Below are 24,786 nucleotides of genomic sequence, written 5' to 3' on the forward strand. Positions count from 1 at the left end.
GCGCGCGCAAGCCGCGAAGGAACAACCCACCGTCAATCCCTGAGGGGTCTTCAAACTTGGCCGGGCACCGTAGTCGCAGGGTAACGCCGCGTACTTGTGGGCGGCCGCCGAAGCGCGAGTTGGTAGTAGAAAACTGCCGACGTAACCGTTTACAGATCACGCCAGCTACAACCAACCAGCTGCGCAGACGACCACCGGCGATCACGCTGCCCGGTCAAGTTCGAAGAGCCCCCTTGAGTGATGGCAGCGATCGGTTCAGGCTCGACAAGATCAGAACAACCCAAGTTGACCTTGGCCACAAGTACTGCGGTCGCATCGGCGCCGCACGCGGCGACAGCCATGGGCCACGAACGCAGCGGAAGCAGTCGCAAACGCGATCTTCATCTGTCGACTGGGTGGATGTCTGCTCGATCAGGCAACTCACCGCCAATCCGGCTTCCTTCGCGACCCGTGACGGCCCGCCGAGGCGGGCCGTCGGCGTTTCCGGCCTGGGGAGTTCAGACCAGCGGAGCGAAGAAGAACGTGTCGCGGCGTGCGAACCGTCCGTCGTCGGTGAACTCGAAGAAGTCGGAGAACCTCAGATCCACGTTGCTGCCGTCGTGCAGGACGCCGGCGAACGTGCCGTAGACCGCGACCTCCTCCGTGCTCTCCACGACCTTGTCGATGGTGTGGCGGCCCTCGCGGATGACGCGCGCGCCACCGTAGAAGGCGGTCATCTCGTCGTGGCCGACCATCGGTGCGTAACCGGGGCGGCGGTAGGTGGCGTCCGGGCTGAACATGTTGACCAGGCCCGCCACGTCGCCCGCGTCGACGAGCTCGTAGTAGCGGTGGACGGAGGTGACGTGGCCGGTGTTCAGGATGGCGGTCATGGGCGGGACTCCTCGCTGGACAGGTGAGCGGACAGGACGGCGCCGATGGACGCCAGGGATTGCCGGGCGGTCATGCCGCCGTGGGTGCTGTGCACGGGGTGGACCTCGACGTGGCCGCCGAGGTGCGGCAGCCACGAGGCCGGGGTGGGGTCGGACGGGGACTTGCCCTGCGTGGCCTCGAAGACGAGCGCGTCGGCGGTGAGCAGTGACGGCTCGTGCCGGTTGTGGAGATTGACGTTGGCCGCGAACACCTCGGGCAGCGCGGCGCCGCTGAAGGCCGCGAGCGGACCGGCCTGGTCGCGGATCACCTCGTCGAACTCCGCGCGGGAGGCGACCTCGGCCTCGTAGCCGAGGGAGGCGAGCAACGGGGTCAGCAGGTCCGGGTCGTCCGGCGAGACCTCCGGGTGGTCGCCGGTCTCGGGGTAGCCGTCGAGCAGGGCCAGCAGACCGACGTCCTCCAGCTGTGCGGCCATCTCGTGCGCGACGACCGCGCCGAACGACCAGCCGAGCAGGTGGTAGGGGCCGTCCGGCTGGACGCTCCTGACCAGGTCCGCGTAGTCGGCGGCCATCTCCGCGACGCTGCCGGGCATGGACGACGGGTCCGTCAGGCCGCGCGCCTGCAGCGCGTACACCGGGCGGCGCGGGTCGAGGTGCGGCAGCAGGCCGAAGTACTCCCAGCCGATGCCCGCGCCGGGGTGGACGCAGAACAACGGTGCGAGGTCGCCGCCGGTGCGCAACGGGATCAGCGCACCCAGCGGATCACCCGCCGCGGACGTGCCCAGCTGCTCGGCCAGTGCCGCCGGGCTCGGGGCGTCGAAGAGCAGCCGCAGGTCCGGCCGCACCCCCAGTTCCGCGCGAATCCTGCTGACCAGTTTGGCCGCCAGCAGCGAGTGGCCACCGAGGTCGAAGAACCCGTCGTCCGGGCCGACCTGGTCGCGGCCGAGCACCTCCGCGAACAACGCGCAGAGCGTCGCCTCCAGCACAGTCGCGGGCGGACGTGCCTCGACGGTCACGACCTCCGGCGCCGGCAGGGCCCTGCGGTCGAGCTTCTCGTTGGGGGTCAACGGCAACGCGGGCAGCACGACGAACGCCTCGGGCACCATGTACCGCGGCAGGAACTCGGCGAGCGCCCGCTTGGTCGCCGCCGCGTCCAGGCCGTCCGGCGCGACGAGGTACGCGACCAGCCGCTCGTCCCGCACGATCACCGCCGCCTGCGCGACCTCCGGCAGCGCGCACAGCGCCGCCTCGATCTCACCGGTCTCGATGCGCAGGCCGCGCAGCTGCACCTGCTGGTCGGCACGACCGTGGAAGGCGAGCCGGCCGTCCGGCAGCCAGCGCACCAGGTCGCCGGTCCGGTACATCCGGCCCCGCGGCGAGGCGACGAACCGGGTCGCGGTCAGCGCGGACCTGCCCAGGTACCCGCGGGCCAGTCCTTCGCCGCCGATGTAGAGCTCGCCGACCACACCGGGCGGCACCGGCCGCAGGTCGTCGTCGAGCACGTAGGCGCGGTAGTTGTCGATCGGCGTGCCGATGTCGGGCAGGTCGGCGTCCGCACCGGGCAACACCAGGCCGCACGTCGAGTTCACCGTGCATTCCGTTGGGCCGTAGGTGTTGTACAGCTCGAACGGCATGCCGGCGGACGGGCGGCGGCGCAGCGCGTCGCCGCCCGTGTGCAGGACGCGCACCTCGGAGGCGGCCAGCGCCGGCTCGTCGAGCATCGCCTCCAGCCGCGGTGTGGCGAGGGAGGAGACGGTGATGCGGCTGTCCCTGATCCACTCGGCCAGCGCCTCGGTGTCCTCCAGCACGTGCTGGGCGGGCAGGTGCAGAGCCGCACCGGAGACGAGGGTGGGCCAGATCTCCGCCACCGCCGCGTCGAAGCCCTGGGCGGACAGGTGACTGGAGCGGTCGGACGGGACGAGTCCGAGGGCGGGGACGAGCCAGGCCGTCTGGTAGGCGAAGGCGCGGTGCTCGACGACGACGCCCTTGGGGCGGCCGGTGGAGCCCGAGGTGTAGATGACGTAGGCGGCGTCGCGGGGGTGGGTGGTGACGGCCGGTGCGCTCACCGGGCCGCCGTCCACAACCTCCGCGTCCAGCACCACCTTCGCCGCGTCGCTCGACTCCACGAGGTGCGCGAACCGCCGCTGCGTCACCACCACGGGCGCCCCGGCGTCGGCGAGCATGTAGCGCAGCCGTTCCGGCGGGTAGGTGGTGTCGACCGGCAGGTACGCCGCCCCGCTCTTCAGCACCGCCAGCAACGCCAGGATGCTGCTGCTGTCGCGGTCCGTGCAGACGCCGACCACGGTGCCGCGCCGAGCGCCGAGCGCGATCAGGTGGTGTGCGAGCCGGTTGGCCCGCTCGTCCAGCTCCCGGTAGGTGAGCACGCCGTCGTGCGCCACGACCGCGGGCGCGTCCGGGGTGCGGCGCGCGACCTCGGCGACCTGCTCGTGCACCGGCCGGGTCACGTCGTGGTCGACGGCCGTGTCGTTCCAGCGGTGCAGCACGGTGTCCCGCTCGGCGTCGGTCAGCACCTCGATCCGGCTCAACGGCGCCGAGGGGTCGGCGACGACCGTCTCGATCAGACGGACGAGACGGGCCAGCAGCGTCTCGGCGCCGGCCCGGTCCCACAGGTCGACGGCGTACTCGAGGACCACCTGCAGTCCGGTGTCGCTCTGCCCGAAGCCCAGCGACAGGTCGAGCTTCGCGCCGCCGGTGGTGGTCCGGACCGTGCTCACGTCCACGCCGGGCAGGCCGAGCGAGTCGTCCTCGACGCCGTCCACACCGTCCTGCAGGGCGAGCGACACCTGGAACAGCGGGTGCCGGGCGCTCGACCGCTCCGGGTTGACCCGCTCGACGACGCGGTCGAACGGCACGTCCTGGTGCGCGTACGCGGCCAGGTCGGCTTCGCGGACGCGGTGCAGGACCGTGGCGAAGTCCGGATCGCCGGACAGGTCGACGCGCAGCGCGAGCGTGTTCACGAAGAGCCCGACGAGGTCGTCCAGGTCCTCGGGGCCGCGGCCGGCGACGACGGTGCCGAGCACGATGTCCGTGCCCGCGCCCAGCTTCGAGAGCAACGTGGCCACGGCCGCGTGCAGCGCCATGAACACCGTCGCGTTGTTGGCGCGTGCCAACGCGACCAGGCCCTGGTGGGTGGACGGTCCGACGTGCGCGCGGACCTCGTCGCCGATGTTCTCCGACACCACCGGACGCGGGCGGTCGACGGGGAGGCGCAGCTCGTCCGGGATGCCCTCCAGGCTGGACGCCCAGAACTCGAGCGAGTCGTCGAACGAGGTCTCCTGCCGCAGGGTGTGGTCCGGGTACTGGATCGGCAACGGCCGCCAGTCCGGTGCCGTGCCGGTGACGCGGGCGCGGTAGGCCGAAGCGAGGTCGCGCAGCAGCACGCCCGTCGACCAGCCGTCCGTGGCGATGTGGTGCAGCGCCAGCAGCAACACGTGATCGCGGGCATCGACGCGCAACACGTGGACGCGCAACGGGAACTCCGCCGCGAGGTCGAACGGCCGCGCCACCAGTGCGGTCAGGGTGTCGTCCAGCGAGGCCTCGGTGCAGTCCTCGACCTCGAACACCAGCTCGTCCGCCGGCCGCACGACCTGGTGCCAGCCCTGGTCGTCCTCGGGGAACACCGTCCGCAGCGCCTCGTGCCGGTCCACCACGTCGAGCAGCGCGGCGCGCAGCGCCGCCAGGTCGAGTTCTCCCCGCAACCGCAACGCGTGCGGCGCGGTGTAGGCGTGGTCCGCGACCTCCATCGCGAGCCGGACACCGAGCTGGGCCGAGGACAGCGGCACCCGGTCCGGCCGTTGTCCTGGACGAACCGCGGCACGCACCGCGGGCCCGCCGTCCAGGTGACCGTCGAGGCCGCGGGGCGTGGGGTCGCGGAACAGCACGCGGATGCCGAGCTCGACGCCGAACACCGTGCGGATCGAGGCGAGCAGCCTGGCCGCGAGCAGCGAGTGCCCGCCGAGGTCGAAGAACCCGTCGTCGAGGCCGACCGCCGGGAGTCCGAGCACCTTGGCGAACAGCCCGCACAGGATCTCCTGGCGGGGAGTGCGGGGCTGCGAGCCACCCGCGGTCCAGGTCGGCGCCGGCAACGCGCGGCGGTCCAGCTTCCCGTTGGGAGTCAGGGGGAACTCGTCGAGCTCCACGAACGCGGCGGGCACCATGTGGTCGGGCAGCCGCTCCGCCACGTGCGCCCGGAGGTTCCCGGCGGCACCGACGACGTAGGCGACGAGTCTCCTGCCGTCCACGTCCTCACGGGCCACGACCGCCGCAGCCGTCACGTCCGGGTGGGAGGTGAGCACCGCCTCGATCTCGGCGGGCTCCACCCGGAAACCGCGGATCTTCACCTGGTCGTCGGCGCGGCCGAGGTAGGTCAACGTGCCGTCGGCGCGGCGGCGGACCAGGTCTCCGGTGCGGTACAGCCTGGCCCCGGCCGCGAACGGCGAGGCCACGAACCGTTCGGCGGTCAGCCCCGGCCGCCCGAGGTAGCCGTGCGCCAGGCCTTCTCCGCCGACGTACAACTCCCCCACCGCGCCGACCGGCACGAGCGCCATTCGGTGGTCCAGCACCAGGGCGCTCTTGCCCTGCAACGGGGTTCCGATCGGCACCACGGCCCCGTCCCAGCCGGAAGGCACGGTGAACGAGGTGGTGAACCCCATGCTCTCGACCGGCCCGTAGCCGTTGACCACACCGATGCCCGGCACGGCGGCCAGCACCGACCGCACGTGGGCGGCGGACGCCGCCTCGCCGCCGGTCAGCGCCCAGCGCAGTCCGGAGAAGATCTCCGGACTGGTGTCCCAGAGGTGGTTGAACAGGCTCGCCGACGCGTCCAGCACGGTCACGCCGTGGCGCACCACGAGCTGGGCGACAACGGCGGGTTCCGGCCGCTGACCGGGGTACAGCACGGACGTCCCGCCCGCGAGCAACGGCCCGAGCAGCTGGGTGGCGAAGGCGTCCCACGACACCGAGGCGCACTGCAGCCACACCTCGCCGGAACCGAACCCCGCGTACCGCTGGCCGACGAGCGTGCCGGTCAGCGCTCGGTGCGGTGCGGCGGCGGCCTTCGCGGCACCGGTGGAGCCGGAGGTGAACATGACGCACGCCAGGTCGTCCGGGCCGGTGTCCGGTGCCCGGAACGGCATCGGCCGCACGTGGTCCAGCTCGATCACCGGCACGTCGGCGTCGAACGGCCGGTCGGTCAGCACGAGCCGCACCGGCAGCGACGCGACCATCGACGCGAGCCGCGCGGCCGGGAAGTCGACGTCGAGCATCAGGTAGGCGCCGCCCGCCTTCAGCACGGCGAGCAACGCGGTCGCCATGTCCACGCCGCGTCCGATGTGGACTCCGACGATGTCGCCGCGCCGGACTCCCTGCGACACCAGGAAACCGGCGAGGGCCTCGGACTCGGCGTCCAGCGACGCGTAGCTCACCTCCGCGTCACCCGACACGAGCGCCACGGCGTGCGGGGTGCGCGCGGCCTGCCGGCTGAACAGCCGGTGCACCGGCAGAGCGGGCGCCGGCGTCTCCGTCGTCGACAGCACCGCCGCGCGTTCCTCTGCGGACAGCACGTCGAGGTCCCACAACGACCGGTCCGGGTCGGCGGCGGCCTGGTCCAGCAGCCGGACCAGGCGTGCCAGCAGCATCTCGGCGGTCGCGTCGTCGAACAGGCCGGTGAGGTACTCCAGCGAGCACTTCACGCCGTCGCGGCCCTCGTTCAGCGACAGGGTGAGGTCGAACTTCACCTCGCCCTGCCCCATCGGCTCGACGGTGGCGGTGAGGCCGGGCAGCGCGAGGCTCGCCGCGTCGTCGGACCCGGCCAGCACCATCACCTGGAACAGCGGGTGCCTGCCCGGTGCGCGCACCGGGTTCAGCTCCTCCACCAGGCGGTCGAACGGCACGTCCTGGTTCCCGTAGGCGTCCAGCGACTCCTCGCGCACCCTGGCGAGCAGCGCGCGGAACGACGGGTCGCCGGACAGGTCCACCCGCAGCACCAGGGTGTTGACGAAGAACCCGACCAGGTCTTCCAGTGCCTCCTCGCCCCTGCCGGTGACGACCGTGCCGATCGGGACGTCCTCACCGGAACCGCTGCGGGCGAGCAACGCGGCGAAAGCGGCCTGGGCGACCATGAACAGCGTCGCGCCGGACTCCTCCGCCAGGGCGGCGAGTCCTCGTGCCGTACCGGCGTCCAGCACGGCGCTGACCGCCCTGCCCGCGGTGCCGGTGTCCGCGTCACGCGGACGGTCGATCGGCAACGCGATCTCCTCCGGCAGCCCGGTGAGTCTCGTCCGCCAGTGCGCCACCTGGGCGCTGATCAGACTCGCCGGGTCGTCGGGGGAACCGAGCAGGTCCTGCTGCCACAACGTGTAGTCCGCGTACTGGACCGGCAACGGCTCCCAGTCCGGCTCCTCCCCCGCCACCCGCGCCGTGTACGCGGCCGCGAGGTCGCGCAGCAACGGCCCGAGCGACCAGCCGTCGCTGACGATGTGGTGCATCACCAGCAGCAGCACGTGGTCGAGCGGTCCCTCCCGGAGCAGGTGGGTGCGCAACGGCGGCTCGGCGGCGAGGTCGAAGGCCTCACGCGCCGCCCGGCGCAGCGCGGCCGGATCGCCGGGTTCGAGCGCGGCGAGCACGACCTTCGCGTCGTCCAGGATCTCCTGGTGCGGCAGGCCGTCCCGGCTCGGGAACGTGGTGCGCAACGCCTCGTGCCGCAGGACCACGTCGGTGAGCGCGCGCTCCAGGGCCTCGGTGTCGAGCGTGCCGTGCAGGCGGACGGCGATCGGGATGTTGTAGGCGGCGCCGGTGCCCTCGTGCCGATCGAGGAACCACAGCCGTTGCTGGGCGAACGACAGGGGGATCACAACGTCTCCTTGGACCTCGGACGGGCCCGCAGCACGGGCCTCGGAGCGGGACGGGAGGCGGCCACCGGCAGCTGGGCGGCCAGGCCCGCGACCGTCGGGTTCTCGAACACGGTGCGCACGGCCAGTTCCGCGCCGAAGACCGACCGCACGCGGCTCACCAGGCGCATCACCAGGATCGAATGGCCGCCCAGCGCGAAGAAGTCGTCGTCGGCGGTCACCTCTGGCGCGTTCAGCAGCTCGGCGAACAGACCGCAGAGCACCTCTTCGTGCGGGGTGCGCGGCGCACGACCGGCGACGCTCCGCACGTCCGGGGCGGGCAGCGCGGCGCGGTCGAGCTTCCCGTTCGGCGTGCGCGGCAACGACTGCAGCGCGACGACCGCGGCCGGCACGAGGTAGTCGGGCAGCTGCCGCGCGGCGAACTCCCGCAGGCCGTCCACCTCACCGACCACGTACGCGACGAGCCGCTTGTCTCCGGGGGTGTCCTCGCGGACGACCACCTCGGCCTGCCGCACGCCGGGATGACCGGCGAGCACGGCCCGCACCTCGCCGGGCTCGACCCGGAAGCCGCGGATCTTGACCTGCTCGTCGGCGCGACCGAGGAAGTGCACCACGCCGTCGCGGTCCTGGCGGACCAGGTCTCCCGTGCGGTACATCCGCTCGCCCGGTGCGCCGTGCGGGTTGGCGACGAACCGTTGCGCCGTGACAGGAGTCTGACCCAGGTAACCGTGCGCGAGACCGTCCCCCGCCATGTACAGCTCACCGGGGGTACCCGGCGGAACCGGCCGCAGCCGGCGGTCGAGCACGAACACCCGCTTGCCGGTGATCGGCCGGCCCACCGGCACGCTCACCCGCTCCAGGTCGCGGAGCTCGACGGTGTGGCACAGCGTGAAGATGGTGTTCTCGAGCGGTGAGTAGCCGTTCACGACCCGCAGGAAGGGATGCCGGTCGAGCAACGTCCGCAGGTGCGGGATCGAGGCGGGTTCGCCGCCCGTCATCACCTCGCGGACGCCGTCGAACACCTCGGGCGCCTCGTCGACGAGGAAGTTGAGGAGGCTGGCCGACACGTGCAGCGAGGTGACGCCGTGCCGTGCGACCAGCCGTGCGATCTGCGCCGGCTCCGGGGTCTGTCCGGGTTGCAGCACGCAGGTCGCGCCGGAGAGCAGGGGGCCGAAGAGCTCCAGGGCGAACGCGTCCCAGGACACCGGTGAGCACTGCAGCCAGACCGAGTCCGGGCTGAAGCTCACGTAGTCCTGGCCGGTCAGCGTCGTGACCAGCGCCCGGTGTGACACGACGACGCCCTTGGGCAGTCCCGTGGAGCCCGAGGTGAACATGACGCACGCCGGGCTGTCCGCGGTGAACGCGCGGGCGAAGTCGTCGGACGCGTGGTGGCCGCCCTCGGCGTCCTCCAGCACGAACACCGGTCCTGCCTGGTCGAGCAACGCCTGCCTGCGGTCGGCGGGGTGGTCCGGGTCGAGCAGGACGTACGCGGCGCCTGCCTTGAGCACGGCGAGGATCGCGACGACGAGGTCCACGCCGCGCGGCAGGCACAGCGCGACCGTGTCCCCGATGTCGGCGCCCTGCGCCACCAGCCGCCGGGCGAGCCGGTTCGCGCGGGCGTGCAGTTCGGCGTAGGTGACGGTCTCGTGGTCGTCGACCAGTGCCACGGCGTCCGGCCGTCCGGTCATGAGCCGCGGCAGGGTGGCGTCGCGGTGCGGGCTCTCGCCGGACGAGTTCCAGCCGATCGTCACGGTGTGGAGCTCGTCCGCGTCCATGACGTCCACTGTGGACAGAGGTGTGCCGGGATCATCGGCGACCGCGGTCAGCAACCGGACCAGCCTGGTCACGACCGCCTCGGCCGTGGCGCGCTCGTACAGCTCGGTGGCGTACTCCAGCTCACCGACCAGGCCGGCGGGTGTGCCGTCCTCGGCGAACGACTCCCGCAGGCCGAGCGTGAGGTCGAACTTCGCCGCACCGGTGTCCGTGCGCAGCGCCTCGACCTCCAGGCCCGGCAGGGTGAGCTCGCCCTCGGCGTTGTTCTGCAGCACGACCATCACCTGGAACAGCGGGTGCCTGGCCGTGGTGCGGGCCGGGTTCAGCTCCTCCACCAGCCGTTCGAACGGCAGGTCCTGGTGGTCGTAGGCGGCGAGGTCGTGCTCGCGGACCCGGTCGAGCAGTTCGGCGAACGTCGGGTCGCCGGACAGGTCGGTCCGCAGCACCAGGGTGTTGACGAAGAACCCGACCAGGTCGTCGAGCGCCTCGTCGGACCGCCCCGCGACCGGCGTGCCGAGCGGGACGTCCGTGCCCGCACCGAGCCGGGAGAGCAGGGCGGCGAACGCGGCGCGCAGCAGCATGAACGAGGTGACGCCGGACGTGCGGGCCAGCGCGGTGAGGTCGCGGTGCAGGTCCGCGCCGACGGTGAACGGCACGACGTCGCCCTGGTGCGAGGGCCTGCCGGGACGGGGCCGGTCGGTCGGCAGGGTCGCCTCCTCCGGCAGCCCGGCGAGGGCCTCGCGCCAGTGGGCGAGCTGCTCGTCACCGGGGTTGCGCTGCTGCCACAGGGCGTAGTCCGCGTACTGGACCGGCAGTGGCGTCCACTGTGGAGCCTGACGGTCGACGCGGGCCGCGTACGCCTCGGCGAGGCCGGTCAGCAGTGGCCGCATCGACCAGCCGTCGGCCGCGATGTGGTGCACCACGACGAGGAGCACGTGCTCGCGATCGCCGGTGCGGAACAGCCTGACCCGCAAGGGACTCGTGGCGAGGTCGAACGGCCGTCGAGACTCTTCCTCGACGGTGCCCAGCGACTCGGCGAAGTCGACCGCCACCGGCAGCACCTCCTGGTGCACCACGCCGTCGCGCTGGCGGAACACCGTGCGCAGAGCCTCGTGCCGGCCCACCACGTCGTCGAACGCGGCACGCAGGGCGGGCACGTCGAGGTCTCCGGTCAGGCGCAGGGCGATCGGCACGTGGTAGGCGGCGCCGGGTTGCTGGACCTGTTCGACCGTCCACAACCGTTGCTGCGCCGAGGACACGGGCAGCTCGACCGGCCGTTCGGCGGGCGTGACCCGTTCCCTGGCACGGCGTCCGGTGTCGAGGCGGGCCTCCAGCGCGGCGACGGTCGGCGCGTCGAACACCTCGCGCAGCGCGATCTCGGTGTCGAACGCGACGCGGACGCGCGCCACCAGCCGGGCGGCGAGCAGCGAGTGCCCGCCGAGAGCGAAGAAGTCGTCGTGCACGCCCACCTTCGGCGTGCCGAGCAGGTCGGCGAAGATCCCGCAGAGCACCTCCTGGCGGGCGTTGCGGGGCGCACCACCGCCCACCGCCACGACCGGCGCGGGCAGCGCCCCGCGGTCGAGCTTGCCGTTCTGGGTCAGCGGGAGCTCGTCCAGCACCGTCACGACCGCGGGGACCATGAACGCGGGCAGCAACGCGCCGACGTGCTCGCGGGCCTGCTCGGGGGTGACGTGCTCCCCCGCCACCGGCACGACGTACGCGACGAGGCGCTTGCCGATCACCGGTTCGTCCTGCACGACCACGACCGCGCGGGCGATCCGGTCGTGCCGCGTCAGCGCCGCCTCGATCTCGCCGGGCTCGACCCGGTAGCCGCGGATCTTGACCTGGTCGTCGGCGCGGCCGAGGAACTCGACGACCCCGTCCGCGGTCCACCGGCCGAGGTCACCGGTCCGGTACAGGCGCCCGCCCGCACAGGCGACGAACCGTTCGGCGGTCGCGCCCGGCCGGCCGAGGTAGCCGAGGGCGAGCCCGTCGCCCCCGACGTAGATCTCCCCCGCGACACCGGGCGGTACCGGGTTCAGGTCGTCGTCCAGGACGTGCACGGTGGTGTGGCTGATCGGCGCGCCGATGGGCACCGGGCCGTCCAACTCGGTGATCTGGTGCGTGGTCGCGAAGACCATGCTCTCCACGGGACCGTACGCGTGCACCAGCCGCAGGTCCGGGCAGTCGCGCCGGACGCGGGCCAGGTGCTCGAGCGACGCGGTGTCGCCGCCGGTGCTGACCTCGTGCAGGTGCCCGAACACCTCGGGGTGGGTGTCGACCAGCGCGGCGAACAGGCCCGCCGACAGGAACATCCTGGTGACGCCGTGCCGGGCGACCTGCTCTGCGATCAGCGCCGGCTCGGGCACCTGCCCTGGAGCGAGCACGCACGTCGTGCCGTGCACCAGCGGCTGCCACAGCTCGTACGCCGCCGCGTCCCACGCCACGGGCGCCACCTGCAGCCAGGTCCCTCCTGGCGAGGCGAACTCCTGCCCGAAGAACATCCGCACGGCCGCGCGGTGGGTCGTGACGACGCCCTTCGGCACGCCCGACGAGCCGGACGTGAACATCACGCACGCCACGTCGTCGCCGCCGACCGGGAATCCCGGCCTGGTCGTGGATTCGCCCTCGACGTCGTCCACGCGGACCACGTCCAGGTGGCCGGGCAGCAGGCCCGCGACGGACGGGTGGCTGACCACCAGGTCCAGTCCTGCTTCGTCGACGACGCGCGCCACCGGGTGCGTCGGGTCGAGCGGCACGTAGGCCGCGCCGGTCTTGAGCACGCCCAGCAGCGCGGCGACGAACGCCGGCGACCGCTCGACCAGCACACCGACGAGGTCGCCGCGGCCGACGCCGTGTTCGAGGACCTTGTGCGCCACCTGGTTCGCCCACGCGTCGAGCCCGGCGAACGTGACCCGTTCCTCGCCGAAGACGAGCGCCACCGCGTCGGGCTGGAGTTCGGCCTGCTCCTCGAAGAGGCCGACCAGTGACCGGTCGCGCGGGTAGTCGGCGGTCGTGCGGTTCCACCGGGTCAGGGCCTCGCGTTCCCCGGCGGACAGCAGCTCCGCCTGGGAGACCCGTACCTCCGGGTCGAGGTCGGCGGCCACTCGTTCGAACCGCTCGATCAGGGTCTCGGCCGTGGCGCGGTCGAACAGGTCCGCCGCGTACTCCAGCGTGCCGGTGATGCCGGACGGGCCGTCGTCGTCCGCGGTCTCGGTCAGCATCAGCGCGAGGTCGAACTTCGCGGCGGTGACCGCGATGTCCACCTCCTCACCGTCCAGTCCGGACAGTTCGGCGGCCGGTGCCGCGGACCCGACCGTGACGAACACCTGGAACAACGGGTGCCGCGCCGGGGAGCGGACCGGGTTCAGTTCCTCGACGACCTGGTCGAAGGGCACGTCCTGGTTCGCGTACGCGGCCAGGTCGGTCTCGCGGACCCGGCCGACCAGCTCGCGGAACGTGGGATCGCCCGCCAGGTCGGTCCGCAGCACCAGGGTGTTGACGAAGAACCCGACCAGGTCGTCCAGCGCCTCGTCGGTGCGGCCCGCCACCGCGGTGCCCAGCGGGATGTCCGTGCCCGCGCCGAGCCGCGACAGCATCAGCGCCAGCGCGGCCTGCACGACCATGAACAACGTCGCGTCGCACTCTCGGGCGATGGTGAGCAGGCGGCGGTGCACCTCGGCATCGAGCCGCACGGCCAGCTGTTCGCCGCGGTGGCTCGGGGTCTCCGGCCGCGGCCGGTCGGCGGGCAGCGCGATCTCCTCCGGCAGGCCGGCGAGCGCCGTGCGCCAGTGCTCGACCTGCCCGCTGATGTCGAGGTCCCGCTGCCACAGCGCGTAGTCCGCGTACTGCACGGCGAGCGGCGGCAGGTCCGGTTCCACTCCGGCCCTGCGGGCGTCGTAGGCGTGGCCGAGGTCGCGCAGAAGCGGTCCCCACGACCAGCCGTCGGTGACGATGTGGTGCATGACCACCAGCAGGACGTTGTCCTCTTCGGACAGACGGAACAGGTTGGCCCGCAACGGCAGGTCGGTCGCGAGGTCGAACTCCCTGGCCGACTCGGCCGCGAGCAGGTCGTCCAGTTCGGCCGTGTCGCAGCGGATCAGGTCCAGCGCCACCTCGGTGTCGGGCAGCACGACCTGCTCGGGCACGCCGCCGGTGTCCGGGAAGACCGTGCGCAGCACCTCGTGGCGGGCGAGCACGTCACCGAGCGCCGCCTGCAACGCGGCGGTGTCGAGCGGTCCGCGCAGCCGCCGGGCGATCGGCACGTGGTAGGTCGTTCCCTCGCCCTGCATGCGGTTCAGGAACCACAGGCGCCGCTGGGCGGCCGAGAGCGGCAGCCGCGCCGGTCGCTGCCCTGCCCGCACGGACGGGCGTGCCTGCGCGAGGGAGTCGACGCGGGCGTCCAGGCCGCGCACGGTCGGCGTGCGGAAGACCTCGCGCATCGCGAGCTCCACGCCCAGCACCGACCGCACCCTGCCGACGAGCCGTGCGACCAGCAGCGAATGCCCGCCCAGCGCGAAGAAGTCGTCGTCCGGCGACACCTCGGGCAGGCCCAGCAGGCCGGCGAAGATGCCGCAGAGGATCTGCTGGCGCGGCGTCCTCGCGGCGGCGCCCGCAGCGGTGGTGATCTCGGGAACGGGCAGCGCGGCCCGGTCGAGCTTGCCGTTCGCGGTGCGAGGCAGTTCGTCGAGCACCACGAACGCCGAGGGCACGAGGTGCTCGGGCAGCCTGGTGGCGGCGAAGGCGCGCAGTGCGGCCGGATCGGCGGCGCCCACGACGTAGGCGACGAGCCGCGGGCCGGCGAGCACCACGACCTCGGCCTGCCGGACGTCCTCGTGGGCGTTCAGCACGGCGGAGACCTCGGCGGGCTCCACCCGGAAGCCGCGGATCTTCACCTGGTCGTCCGCGCGGCCGAGGAACTCGACGACGCCGTCGGCGTCCTGGCGCACCAGGTCGCCGGTGCGGTACATGCGGCCGCCGAACGGGCACGCCACGAACCGTTCCGCGGTGGCGGCGCCCTGGCCGAGGTAGCCGTGTGCGAGGCCGTCGCCCGCCATGTAGAGCTCACCGGGCGTGCCCGGCGGGACCAGCCGCAGGTGCTCGTCCAGCACGTGGACCCGCTTGCCCTTCAGCGGGCGGCCGACCGGGATGCTGCGGCGTGCCGAGTCCTCGGGCAGGATCCGGTGGCACAGCGTGAAGATGGTGTTCTCGAGCGGCGAGTAGCCGTTGACGAGCCGCACGCCGGGGTGGCGTTCCAGCAACGTGCGCACGTGCTCCTTGGAAGCTGCCTCGCCGCCGGTCATCACCTGGCGGACGCCGGCGAGCGCGTCCGGGTACTCGTCGAGCACGAAGTTGAGCAGGCTCGCGGACAGGTGCACGGTCGTGATCGCGTGCTCGGTGACCAGCTCGGCGATCCGCGCGGGTTCCGGTGACTGGCCGGGTTGCAGCACGCAGGCCGCGCCCGAGAGCAGCGGGCCGAACAGTTCGAGCGCGAAGGCGTCCCAGGAGACCGGTGCGCACTGCAGCCACACCTCGTCCGCGCCGAACTCCACGTAGTCCTGGCCGGTGAGGGTGGCGACGACGGCGCGGTGCGAGGTCTGCACGCCCTTGGGCCTGCCGGTCGAGCCCGACGTGAACATCACGCACATGGCGGCGTCCGGGTGCACCGGGCGGTGCAGGGGTTCCGCGCTCTGGTGGGCGGCGCCGCCGATGTCGACCAGCCGGCTCGGCAGGTACGACGGGCCTTCGACGACGGGACCGGCCTGGCGTGCCAGACGTTCGGCGAGCAGCGACGGCCCGTTCACGACCGTCACCGCGGGGCGCGCCTGGACCAGCAGGGTCGCGAGGCGCTCCACGGGGTGGTCGGGATCGAGCAGCACGTAGGCGGCACCGAGTTTGAGCACCGCGAGCACGGCCGCGACGAGCTCTGGTCCCCGTGGCAGGCAGATCGCCACCAGCGCGCCCGCGTCGGCGTCGACGTGCCGGGCGAGCCGGTTCGCGTGGGCGTCCAGTTCCGCGTAGGTGGTGCGGCCGGTCTCGTGGATCAGCGCGGTCGCGTCCGGGGTCGCGCGGGCGTGGCGGGTGAAGATCTCGTGCAGGCACTCGCCGGTGTCGGTGGTGCCGGTGTCGGTGGTGCCGGTGTCGTTCCACTCGACCGCGATCCTGCGCCGCTCCTCGAGCGTCATCAGGTCCACTTCGGACAGACGGGCGTCCGGGTTCGCGGCCACGGCGTCGAGGAAGCGGACGTAGCGGTCGAGCAGCGCGGTTGCGGTGCGGTGATCGAACAGGTCGGTCGCGTACTCCAGGTGGCAGGTCAGGCCGCCGTCGGTCTCGTGCAGGGTGAGCGTCAGGTCGAACTTGGCGGTGTGCCGCTGCACGTCGAGGGTCTCGGTGGCGCAGCCGGGGAAGACCACCTCGCCCTCGGCGTTGTTCTGCAGCACCACCATGACCTGGAAGAGCGGGTGCCTCGCCAGCGTGCGGGCCGGGTTCAGCTCCTCGACGACGCGGTCGAACGGCACGTCGGCGTTCGCGTACCCGGCCAGGCCCGTCTCCCGCACGCGGTCGAGCAGCTCGCGGAACGTCGGGTCGCCGGAAACGTCGTTGCGCAGCACCACGGTGTTGACGAAGAGCCCGACGAGGTCGTCGAGTGCCTCGTCCCCGCGGCCCGCGACGGGCACGCCCACCGGCACGTCGGTGCCCGCGCCGAGGCGGGACAGCAGCGCGGCGAACGCGGCCTGCACGACCATCGCCTGCGTCGCCTGGGCGGCCCGCGCGAGCCCGGCCACGTCAGCACCGGCGCGCGCGGTGACCACGCCTCCACGCCGGCTGGGGGTGGCGGGCCGCAGGTGGTCGGCGGGCAGGCTCGCCTCGTCCGGCAGACCGGCCAGTGCCGTGCACCAGTGGCCGAGCTGGTCGCCGAAGTCCTGGTCGTGCTGCCACAGCACGTGGTCGGCGTACTCGACGGGCAGGGCTTTCCACTGCGGCGCCGCGTGTTCTCGTCGCGCCGCGTAGGCCGTGGACAAGTCACGCAGCAGTGGCGCGACAGACCAGCCGTCCGCGGCGATGTGGTGCAGAACGAGCAGCAGCACGTACTGGTCGGGCTCTTCCTCCGCGAGGTACGCGCGCAGCGGCGGTTCGGTGCGCACGTCGAACGGCCGGGTCGCGGCCTCCTCCAGCTTCGCGGGGTCGAGCGGCAGGAGGTCGACGTCCGCGGGCAGCGCGACCTGGTACGGCTCGCCGTCGTGGTCCGGGAAGACCGTGCGCAGCGGCTCGTGGCGCTCCACGAGGTCGACCAGGGCGACGCGCAGCGCGTCCCGGTCCAGCTCTCCGTTGATGCGCAGGGCGATCGGCACGTTGTAGGCGGCGCTGGGGCCGTGCACGTCCTCGAGCAGCCACAGCCTGCGTTGCGCGTGGGACAGCGGCAACCGTTGCGGGCGAGTCCTCGGCGCCACGGCTTCCCGTGCGGTGCCGAGCGAGTCGAGCAACGCGTCGAGCGCCGCGGGCGTCGGCCGGTCGAACACGTCCCGGAGCGCCATCTCCACGCCGAACGCGGTGCGCGCCTTCGCGACCAGCCGAGCCGCGAGCAGCGAGTGCCCGCCGAGCGCGAAGAAGTCGTCGTCCAGCGCGACCTCCGGCACGCCGAGGAGGTCCGCGAAGATCCCGGTGAGGACCTCCTGCCGCGCGGTCCGCGGTGCCCGCCCGCGGCTCTGGGCGCGTTCGGGCTCTGGCAGCGCACGCCGGTCGAGCTTCCCGTTGGGCGTCAACGGGAACGCGTCCAGCACCACCACGGCCGCCGGCACCATGTAGTCGGGCAGCCGCTGCGCGAGGTGCTCCCTCAGCCCGTCCGCGTCGCCCACGACGTAGGCGACGAGCCGCTTGCCGGTGGTCCCGTCCGCCCGCACCTCGACCGCGGCCCGCTCGACACCGGGATGACCCAGCAGAGCCGCCTCGACCTCACCGGGCTCGACCCGGTAGCCCCGGATCTTGACCTGGTCGTCGGCTCGCCCGAGGAACTCGACGGTCCCGTCCGCCCGCCACCGCCCCACGTCACCGGTGCGGTACACCCGCTGCCCACCGGCGCACGCCACGAACCGCTCGGCCGTGGTGCCGGCGCGGTTCAGGTACCCGTGCGCGAGCCCGTCCCCGCCGAGGTAGATCTCCGCCGCCACACCGGGCGGCACCGGGGCGAGGTCACCGTCGAGCAGGTGCACGGACGTGTTCGCGATCGGCGCGCCCACCGGCACCGGCCCGTCGACCTCGGTGACCTGGTGCGTGGTGACGAACACCATGCTCTCCACCGGCCCGTACCCGTGCACCAGCCGCACGTCCGGGAACTCCCGCACCACACGGGCGAGGTGCGCGACCGAGGGGCTCTCGCCGCCGGTCATCACCTGCCGGACGACCTGGAAGACCTCGGGGTGCGTGTCGAGCACGGCCGCGAACAGCCCGGCCGACATCCACAGCGTGCCGATCTCGTGCTCGGCGACGAGCCGCGCGATCACCGCGGGGTCGGGCACCTGGCCGGGGGCGAGCACGCAGGTTCCGCCGTGCAGCAGGGGTGGCCACATCTCGAGGCTCAGGCCGTCCCAGGAGACGGGGGCGGACTGCAGCCACGTGCCGCCGAAGTCCACATAGGACTGGCCGAAGAACGTGCGGACCGTGGCGCGGTGGGAGGACATGGCGCCCTTGGGCACGCCCGAGGAGCCGGAGGTGAACAGCACGCAGGCCACGTCGTCGGCGGTGAGGGGGACGGAGGGACGGGTGGTGGGTTCGGTGCCGGGACCGGCAGCGACGCTGGTCCGCACCGCCGACTCGGCACCCGGCGCCACGCGGGCCACCCGCTCCGGGTCGTCCGTGACCACCAGGTCCAGCCCCGCCTGCCCGGCCACCGAAGCGATCCGGTCGTCCGGATGCCCGGGGTCCAGCGGCACATAGGCCGCCCCGGCCTTCAGCACCCCGAGGATCGCCGCCACGAACTCGGGCGACCGCCGCACCAGCACTCCGACCAGGTCCCCGCGGCCGACCCCACGCCCGATCAGCCGGTGCGCGATCTGGTTCGCCCGCGCATCCAGTTCGCCCGCGCACACCTCCACGCCCTCGAACACGACCGCCACGGACGCGGGATCCGCGTCGACGCGCTCCTCGAACAACTCCACCAAAGTCCGCGAGCGCGGGTAGTCGACGGCGGTGTCGTTCCACCGCGCCAACGCCTCCAGCTCCTCGTCGAGCAGCACACCCACCTGCGACAGCGGCACGTCAGGGCTCGCGGACCACGCGCTCAGCAGCGCTGTGAACCGGCGTGCGAGCAGGGCGGCGGACGGTTCGTCCCACAGGTCGAGTGCGTAGGTGAGCCAGCCGCGCACACCATCGACCGACTCGGTCAGGTCGAAGGTCAGGTCGAACTTGGCCGGGTGCAACTCGACCGAGCCGGTCTCCACCGCCAGGCCCGCGAACTGCGACGCGTCGTCCGGGGCGTTCTGCAGGACGAGCATGGTCTGGAACAGCGGGTGCCGCGACCTCGAGCGCTCCGGGTTGAGCTCCTCCACGAGTCGTTCGAAGGGCAGATCCTGGTTCGCGTAGGCGGCGAGGTCCGTCGTGCGGACCCGCCCGACGAGGTCGCGGAACGTCGGGTCGCCGGTGAGGTCGGTGCGCAGGACGAGGGTGTTCACGAAGAACCCCACCAGGTCGTCCAGCGCCTCGTCGGTCCGGCCGGCGACGGCCGTGCCCAGCGGGATGTCCGTGCCCGCGCCGAGCCGCGAGAGCAGTCCGGTCAGACCGGCCTGCAGCACCATGAACAGGGTCGAGCCGGTCCGCGAAGCCAGGTCCGAGAGCCGTGCGCTCACCTCGGCGTCCACCACGACCTCGACGGCCGCGCCGCGGTGGGTCGCCGCCGCCGGGCGGGGGTGGTCGGTGGGCAGGGTGATCTGCTCGGGGAGGCCGGCGAGGGTGTCGCGCCAGAAGGCGAGCTGGCCCGCGAGCTCGCTGTCCGGGTCGTCGGCCGAGCCGAGCACCTCCTGCTGCCACACCGTGTAGTCGGCGTACTGGACGGGCAGCGGCTCCCAGTCCGGCTCCCGGCCTTCGAGACGCGCGGCGTAGGCGGTGGCGAGGTCACGGGTGAGCGGTCCCCACGACCAGCCGTCCGTGGCGATGTGGTGCATCACGAAGAGCAGCACGTGGTCCTGGTCGGAGACCCGGAACAGGCTGGGGCGCCACGGGTGTTCGGCGGCGAGGTCGAACTCCCAGGCGGAGGCCTCGACCATCGCTTCCTGCACGTCAGCCGTGGAAACCTTGTGCAGCACCGGAACCGTGTCGAGCACGAGCTGGTGCGGCTCGCCGTCGACGTCCGGGAAGACGGTGCGCAGCGTCTCGTGCCGGAACGCCACGTCCGCCAGGGCGGACTCCAGCGCGTCCACGTCGAGCGGGCCGCGCAGGCACAGCGTGTACGTGGCGTTGTAGAGCGCGCCCGCCGGGTCGAGGCGGTGCAGCAGCCACAGCCGGCGCTGGGCGAAGGACAGGGGGATCACAACGTCTCCTTTTGCCTGGCCCGCGCCCGCAGAGCGGGTCTGGCCTTCTTCGCGAGGACGAGTCGGTCGGCCAGGTCGGCCACGGTCGGTCCGTCGAACACGGTCGCGACGGACAGTTCGGCGTGCAGTTCCCGGCGAATCCGGCCGAGCAGCCGCATCACCAGCAGCGAGTGGCCGCCCAACCGGAAGAAGTCGTCGTCGATGGACACCGACGGCACGCCCAGGACTTCGGCGAACAGCGAGCACAGCGCCCGTTCGTTCGCGGTGCGCGGGGCACGGCCCTCCACGACGACGGTCTCGGGTGCGGGGAGCGCGCGGCGGTCGAGCTTGCCGGTGTCGGTGCGGGGCAACGCGTCCAGCACCACGATGGCCGACGGCACGAGGTGCTCGGGCAGCCGCGCACGGGCGTGGTCGCGCACACCGCGGGCACTACCGACCACGTACGCGACGAGCCGCTTGTCGCCGGGCCGGTCCTCCCGCACCACGACCTCCACCTGCCGGACGTCCGGGTGGTCCGCGAGCACCGCCCGCACCTCGCCCGGTTCGACCCGGAAGCCGCGGATCTTCACCTGGTCGTCCGCGCGGCCGAGGAACTCGACGACCCCGTCCGCGCCCTGGCGCACCAGGTCGCCCGTGCGGTACATCCGCCCGCCGCCGAACGGGTTCGCGACGAACCGCTGGGCCGTCGCGCCGCCCTGCCCGAGGTAGCCGTGCGCCAGCCCGTCGCCTGCCATGTAGAGCTCACCGGGCGTACCCGGTGGCACCGGCCGCAACCACCGGTCCAGCACGTGCACCTGCTTGCCCGCCAGCACCCGGCCCACCGGGACGCTGCGCAGCCCGGTGTCGGAGACGGCGATCCTGTGGCAGAGCGTGAAAATCGTGTTCTCGACCGGCGAGTAGCCGTTGACCAGGCGCAGGTCCGGGTGGCGGATCAACGCCTTCCGCACGTGTGCCGGGGAAGCCGCCTCGCCGCCGGTCATCACCTGCCGCACGCCGGTGAACGCGTCCGGGTGCTCGTCGAGCAGGTAGTTCAGCAGGCTCGCCGACACGTGCACGGTCGTGATGCCCTGTGCGGCGATCAGCTCCGCGATCCGTTCGGGCTCCGGTGACTGGCCGGGCTGCAGCACGCAGGTCGCACCGGACAGCAGGGCGCCGAACAGTTCCAGCGCGAACGCGTCCCACGACACGGGCGAGCACTGCAGCCAGATCTCGTCCGCACCGAACGAGACGTAGTCCTGCCCGGTCAGGGTGCCGGTCAACGCGCCGTGCGGGGTCAGCACGCCCTTGGGCCGGCCGGTCGAGCCGGACGTGAACATCACGCACGCCGAGTCCGCCGGTGTCACCGTCACCTCGGGCGGGGCGTCGGCCGATCCCTCCGGCACCGTCGTGACGACCGTGCGGACGCCGGCGAGCGCGGTCACGGCCTCCAGCCGGGCGGCGGGGAACGCGACGTCGAGGACCGTGTAGGCGGCCCCGGCCTTGAGCACCGCCAGGATCGCCACGACGAGCGGAATGCCGCGTTCGAGGCGGACACCGACCACGTCACCGCGCCGGACGCCCTCCGCGACCAGCCGGTGGGCGACGTGGTTGGCCCACCGGTCGAGCTCCGCGTAGTCCAGTGTGGACTCTCCACAGACCAGCGCGGTGGCGTGTGGCGCACGGGCGGCGTTCTGGGCGATGACGTCGTGCAGGGTCGCCGCCGCACACGGATGCGGAGTGGATCCGGCCGCGCCCTCACCGGGCAGCAGCAGGTCGATCTCCGCCACGGGCGTGTCCGGAGCAACCGCGACCGCCTCCAGGAGACGAACCATCCGGCCTGCCAGTGCACGGGCCGTGGTGTCGTCGAACAGGTCCTTGGCGTACTTGAGGGTGCCGCGCAGCCCGTCGTCCTCGGTGAGGTCGAACACCAGGTCCGCCTTGGCCGCGTCGACCTGCACCGGCACGTCCTCACAGGACAGTCCGGGGAAGTCCGGCACGACCGAGGGCGGCTGGAGCACGAGCAACGTCTGGCACAGCGGGTGCAGTCCCTGGGCCCTCGCCGGCTGCACCTCCTCCACCAGCCGGTCGAACGGCAGCTCGCCGTGCAGGTGCACGCGGCCGTCCTGTTCCCGCACCCTGGCCAGCAGCTCCCGGAACGTGGGCTCACCCGACACGTCGGTCCGCAGCACCAGGGTGTTCACGAAACACCCGACCAGGTCCGCCAGCGACTCGTGCCCGCGCCCGGCGACGATTCCGCCGACCGGCACGTCCTCGCCCGCCCCGAGCCGCGACAGCAGCCCGGCGAGCGCGGCGCGCAGCACCATGAACACCGTCGCCCTCGACTCGCGGGCCAGGGCCGTCAGCGCACCGTGCGCCGCCGAGTCCACGTGGAAGTCGATCGCGCCCGCCTCGCGGACACCTGCCGACCGCACGGACCGGTCCGCGGGCAGCGCGATCTCCTCGGGCATGCCCGCGAGCTCGGCCTTCCAGAACGCCAGCAGGTCGTCCTGCGGGACCAGCAGGTCCCGGTGCCAGGCCGTGAAGTCGAGGTACCGCACCGGCAACGAGGCCCACCGCGGCGCACGGCCGGAGACCCGCGCGGCGTAGGCGTGGGCCAGATCGCGCCACAGCGGCGTGATCGACCACCCGTCCACCGCGATGTGGTGCACGACCAGGACCAGCAGGTGCTCGTCCTCACCCTCGGCGACCAGCCCCGCCCGGACGGGGATCTCGGTCTCCAGGTCGAACGGCCGCGTGACGTCCGGTGTGGACAGTCGAACGTCGACCGCGTCGAGAACTCGTTGGTACGGCTCGTCGTCGAGAACCGGGAAGATCGTGCGCAACGGCTCGTGCCGCGCGACGACGTCGTTCAGCGCCGCCGTCAACGCACGGACGTCCAGCGGGCCACGCAGACGCAGGGCCATCGGCACGTTGTAGGCGGGACCGCGATCGGACTGCTGCACGAACCACATCCGCCGCTGTGCCGCCGAGAGCGCGGGACGTGCGGGATGCGCCACCGGAAGCGGACCGGATCGCGCGGCACCGGCCGTCGCCGCGACGGCCGCGAGCGCGGACGGCGTGGACGCCTCGAACACCGCCGGCGCGGGCACCTCGACCCCCGCGACCGCCCGCAGCCTGCCGACCAGCCGTGCCGCCGCGAGAGAGTGCCCGCCCAGCGCGAAGAAGTCGTCGTCCACCCCGATCGGCGAGACCCCGAGCACCTCGGCGAACAACGCGCAGACGATCTCCTCCGCCGGATCTCGCGGCGGCCCGCCCAGCGGCACGCGTTCGCGCACCGGCGCCGGCAACGCTCGTCGATCGAGCTTCCCGTTGGGGGTCAACGGCAACGCGTCGAGGAACACCACGTCCGACGGCACCATGTAGGCGGGCAGGATCGACGCGCAGTGCTCGCGCACCTCGGCCTCCGCCGGCGCCGGACCGTCCGCCACCGCGTACGCCACCAGCGTCTTCTCCCCCGCCGGGGTGGTCAGGACGGTCACCGCAGCCTGCCCGATCCGCGGGTGCGCCGCGACGGCGCCCGCCACCTCGGCGGGTTCGATCCGAAAGCCGCGGATCTTCACCTGGTCGTCGGTGCGCCCGGCGAAGTCCAGGTCCCCGTCCGGTCGCACGCGGCCCAGGTCACCGGTGCGGTACATGCGCTCGCCCGGCGCCCCGAAGGGGTCGGCGACGAACCGCACCGCCGTCTCTCCCGGCCGCCCGAGGTAGCCGCGGGCGAGCTGGACGCCGGTCAGGTACAGCTCACCGACCTCTCCGTCCGGCACCGGCCGCAACCGCGCGTCCAGCACCCGGATGCCCGCGCCGGCGGTGGGACGGCCGATCGGCACGAGCCCGCCGCCCTCGACCTCCCGGCACGGCAGGCACGTGACGCCCACGGAGACCTCGGTCGGCCCGTACTCGTTGTAGAGCACCACGTCGAGGCTCTCCCGGAAGCGGTCCGCGACCGCGATCGGCAGCCCCTCGCCCTCCGATGCCACGAGCCGCAACGGGCCGTCGGCGCCGTCGCGCAGGTACTCGTCCAGGAACAACGGGATCATCGACGCGACGAACCGGATCATCGTGATCCGCTCGGCGCGCACGGTCCTCGCGAGGTACGCGGGGTCCCGGTGGCCACCGGGACGGGCCATGACGAGCGTCGCCCCGGCGGCCAGGGTCAGGAAGACCTCGATGACGGACGGGTCGAACCCCGACGGCGTCTTCTGCAGCACGCGGTCACCCGGCGCCAGGCGGTAGCGGGCCTGGACGTCGGTCATCCGCCGCAGGATGCCGCGGTGGGTGATCACCACGCCCTTGGGCTTGTTGGTGGTGCCCGAGGTGAACATGACGTAGGCGGGGTGGTCGGGCAGCGGGGGCGTGAGAGCAGCCGGGCCGTCCCCCTCCGCCGACCACAGCGCCACCTCGTCGAGGCCGAGCGTGAGCGACGGGCGCGCCACCTCGACCACGTGCGCGGTCCGCTCGGCCGGGTAGTCGGGATCGAGCGGCAGGTACGCCGCCCCCGCCCGGACGATCGCGAGCAGCGCGACGACCAGTTCGGCCGAGCGCGGCAGCGCGACCGCCACCACGTCCTCCGGCCCGACACCCCTGCCGGTCAGGGCGGCGGCCAGGCGGCCGGCCCTGGCGTCGAGCTCGGCGTACGTCAGCACCGCGCCGTCGCACTCGACGGCGGGAGCGTCCGGTGCCGAGCGCACGGCCCGGTCTACCGCGGACGGCAGGGTCTGGAGATCGTCGAGCACGGTGGCACCCCCTGGGCAGGTCGGA

At 73.0% G+C, this 24,786-nt stretch carries 4 protein-coding genes; all 4 read right to left on the reverse strand.

Features of this window, described 5'->3' with window-relative positions; translation table 11 throughout:
• Positions 1-497: 497 nt before the first annotated feature.
• Genes ACFOWZ_RS06840 through ACFOWZ_RS06855 form a run of 4 tightly spaced genes read right to left on the reverse strand, consistent with a single transcriptional unit; the run spans position 498 to position 24,761 of the window.
• Positions 498-869 (reverse strand): nuclear transport factor 2 family protein, encoded by a 372-nt coding sequence (locus ACFOWZ_RS06840; RefSeq protein ID WP_382370280.1) that lies wholly within the window; start codon positions 867-869, stop codon positions 498-500.
• Positions 866-7,738, reverse strand: a complete 6,873-nt coding sequence (locus ACFOWZ_RS06845; RefSeq protein WP_382370282.1) for an amino acid adenylation domain-containing protein — start codon at positions 7,736-7,738, stop codon at positions 866-868. The genes ACFOWZ_RS06840 and ACFOWZ_RS06845 overlap by 4 nt, the downstream gene beginning before the upstream one ends.
• A complete protein-coding gene (locus ACFOWZ_RS06850) occupies positions 7,735-20,031 on the reverse strand; it encodes a non-ribosomal peptide synthetase (protein ID WP_382370284.1) in 12,297 nt (4,098 codons plus the stop codon). The genes ACFOWZ_RS06845 and ACFOWZ_RS06850 overlap by 4 nt, the downstream gene beginning before the upstream one ends.
• Entirely contained in the window at positions 20,028-24,761 is a 4,734-nt protein-coding gene (locus ACFOWZ_RS06855) for an amino acid adenylation domain-containing protein (RefSeq protein WP_382370286.1), read from the reverse strand. The genes ACFOWZ_RS06850 and ACFOWZ_RS06855 overlap by 4 nt, the downstream gene beginning before the upstream one ends.
• Between the last annotated feature and the right edge of the window lie 25 nt (positions 24,762-24,786).

The sequence above is a fragment of the Lentzea rhizosphaerae genome (genome assembly GCF_042649515.1).
In the GTDB taxonomy this organism is placed as follows: Bacteria; Actinomycetota; Actinomycetes; order Mycobacteriales; family Pseudonocardiaceae; genus Lentzea; species Lentzea aerocolonigenes.

What these genes read in the sequence shown, in the direction of transcription:
- ACFOWZ_RS06840 (WP_382370280.1), bottom strand. Translation starts at nt 869, where the DNA reads ATGACCGCCATCCTGAACACCGGCCACGTCACCTCCGTCCACCGCTAC.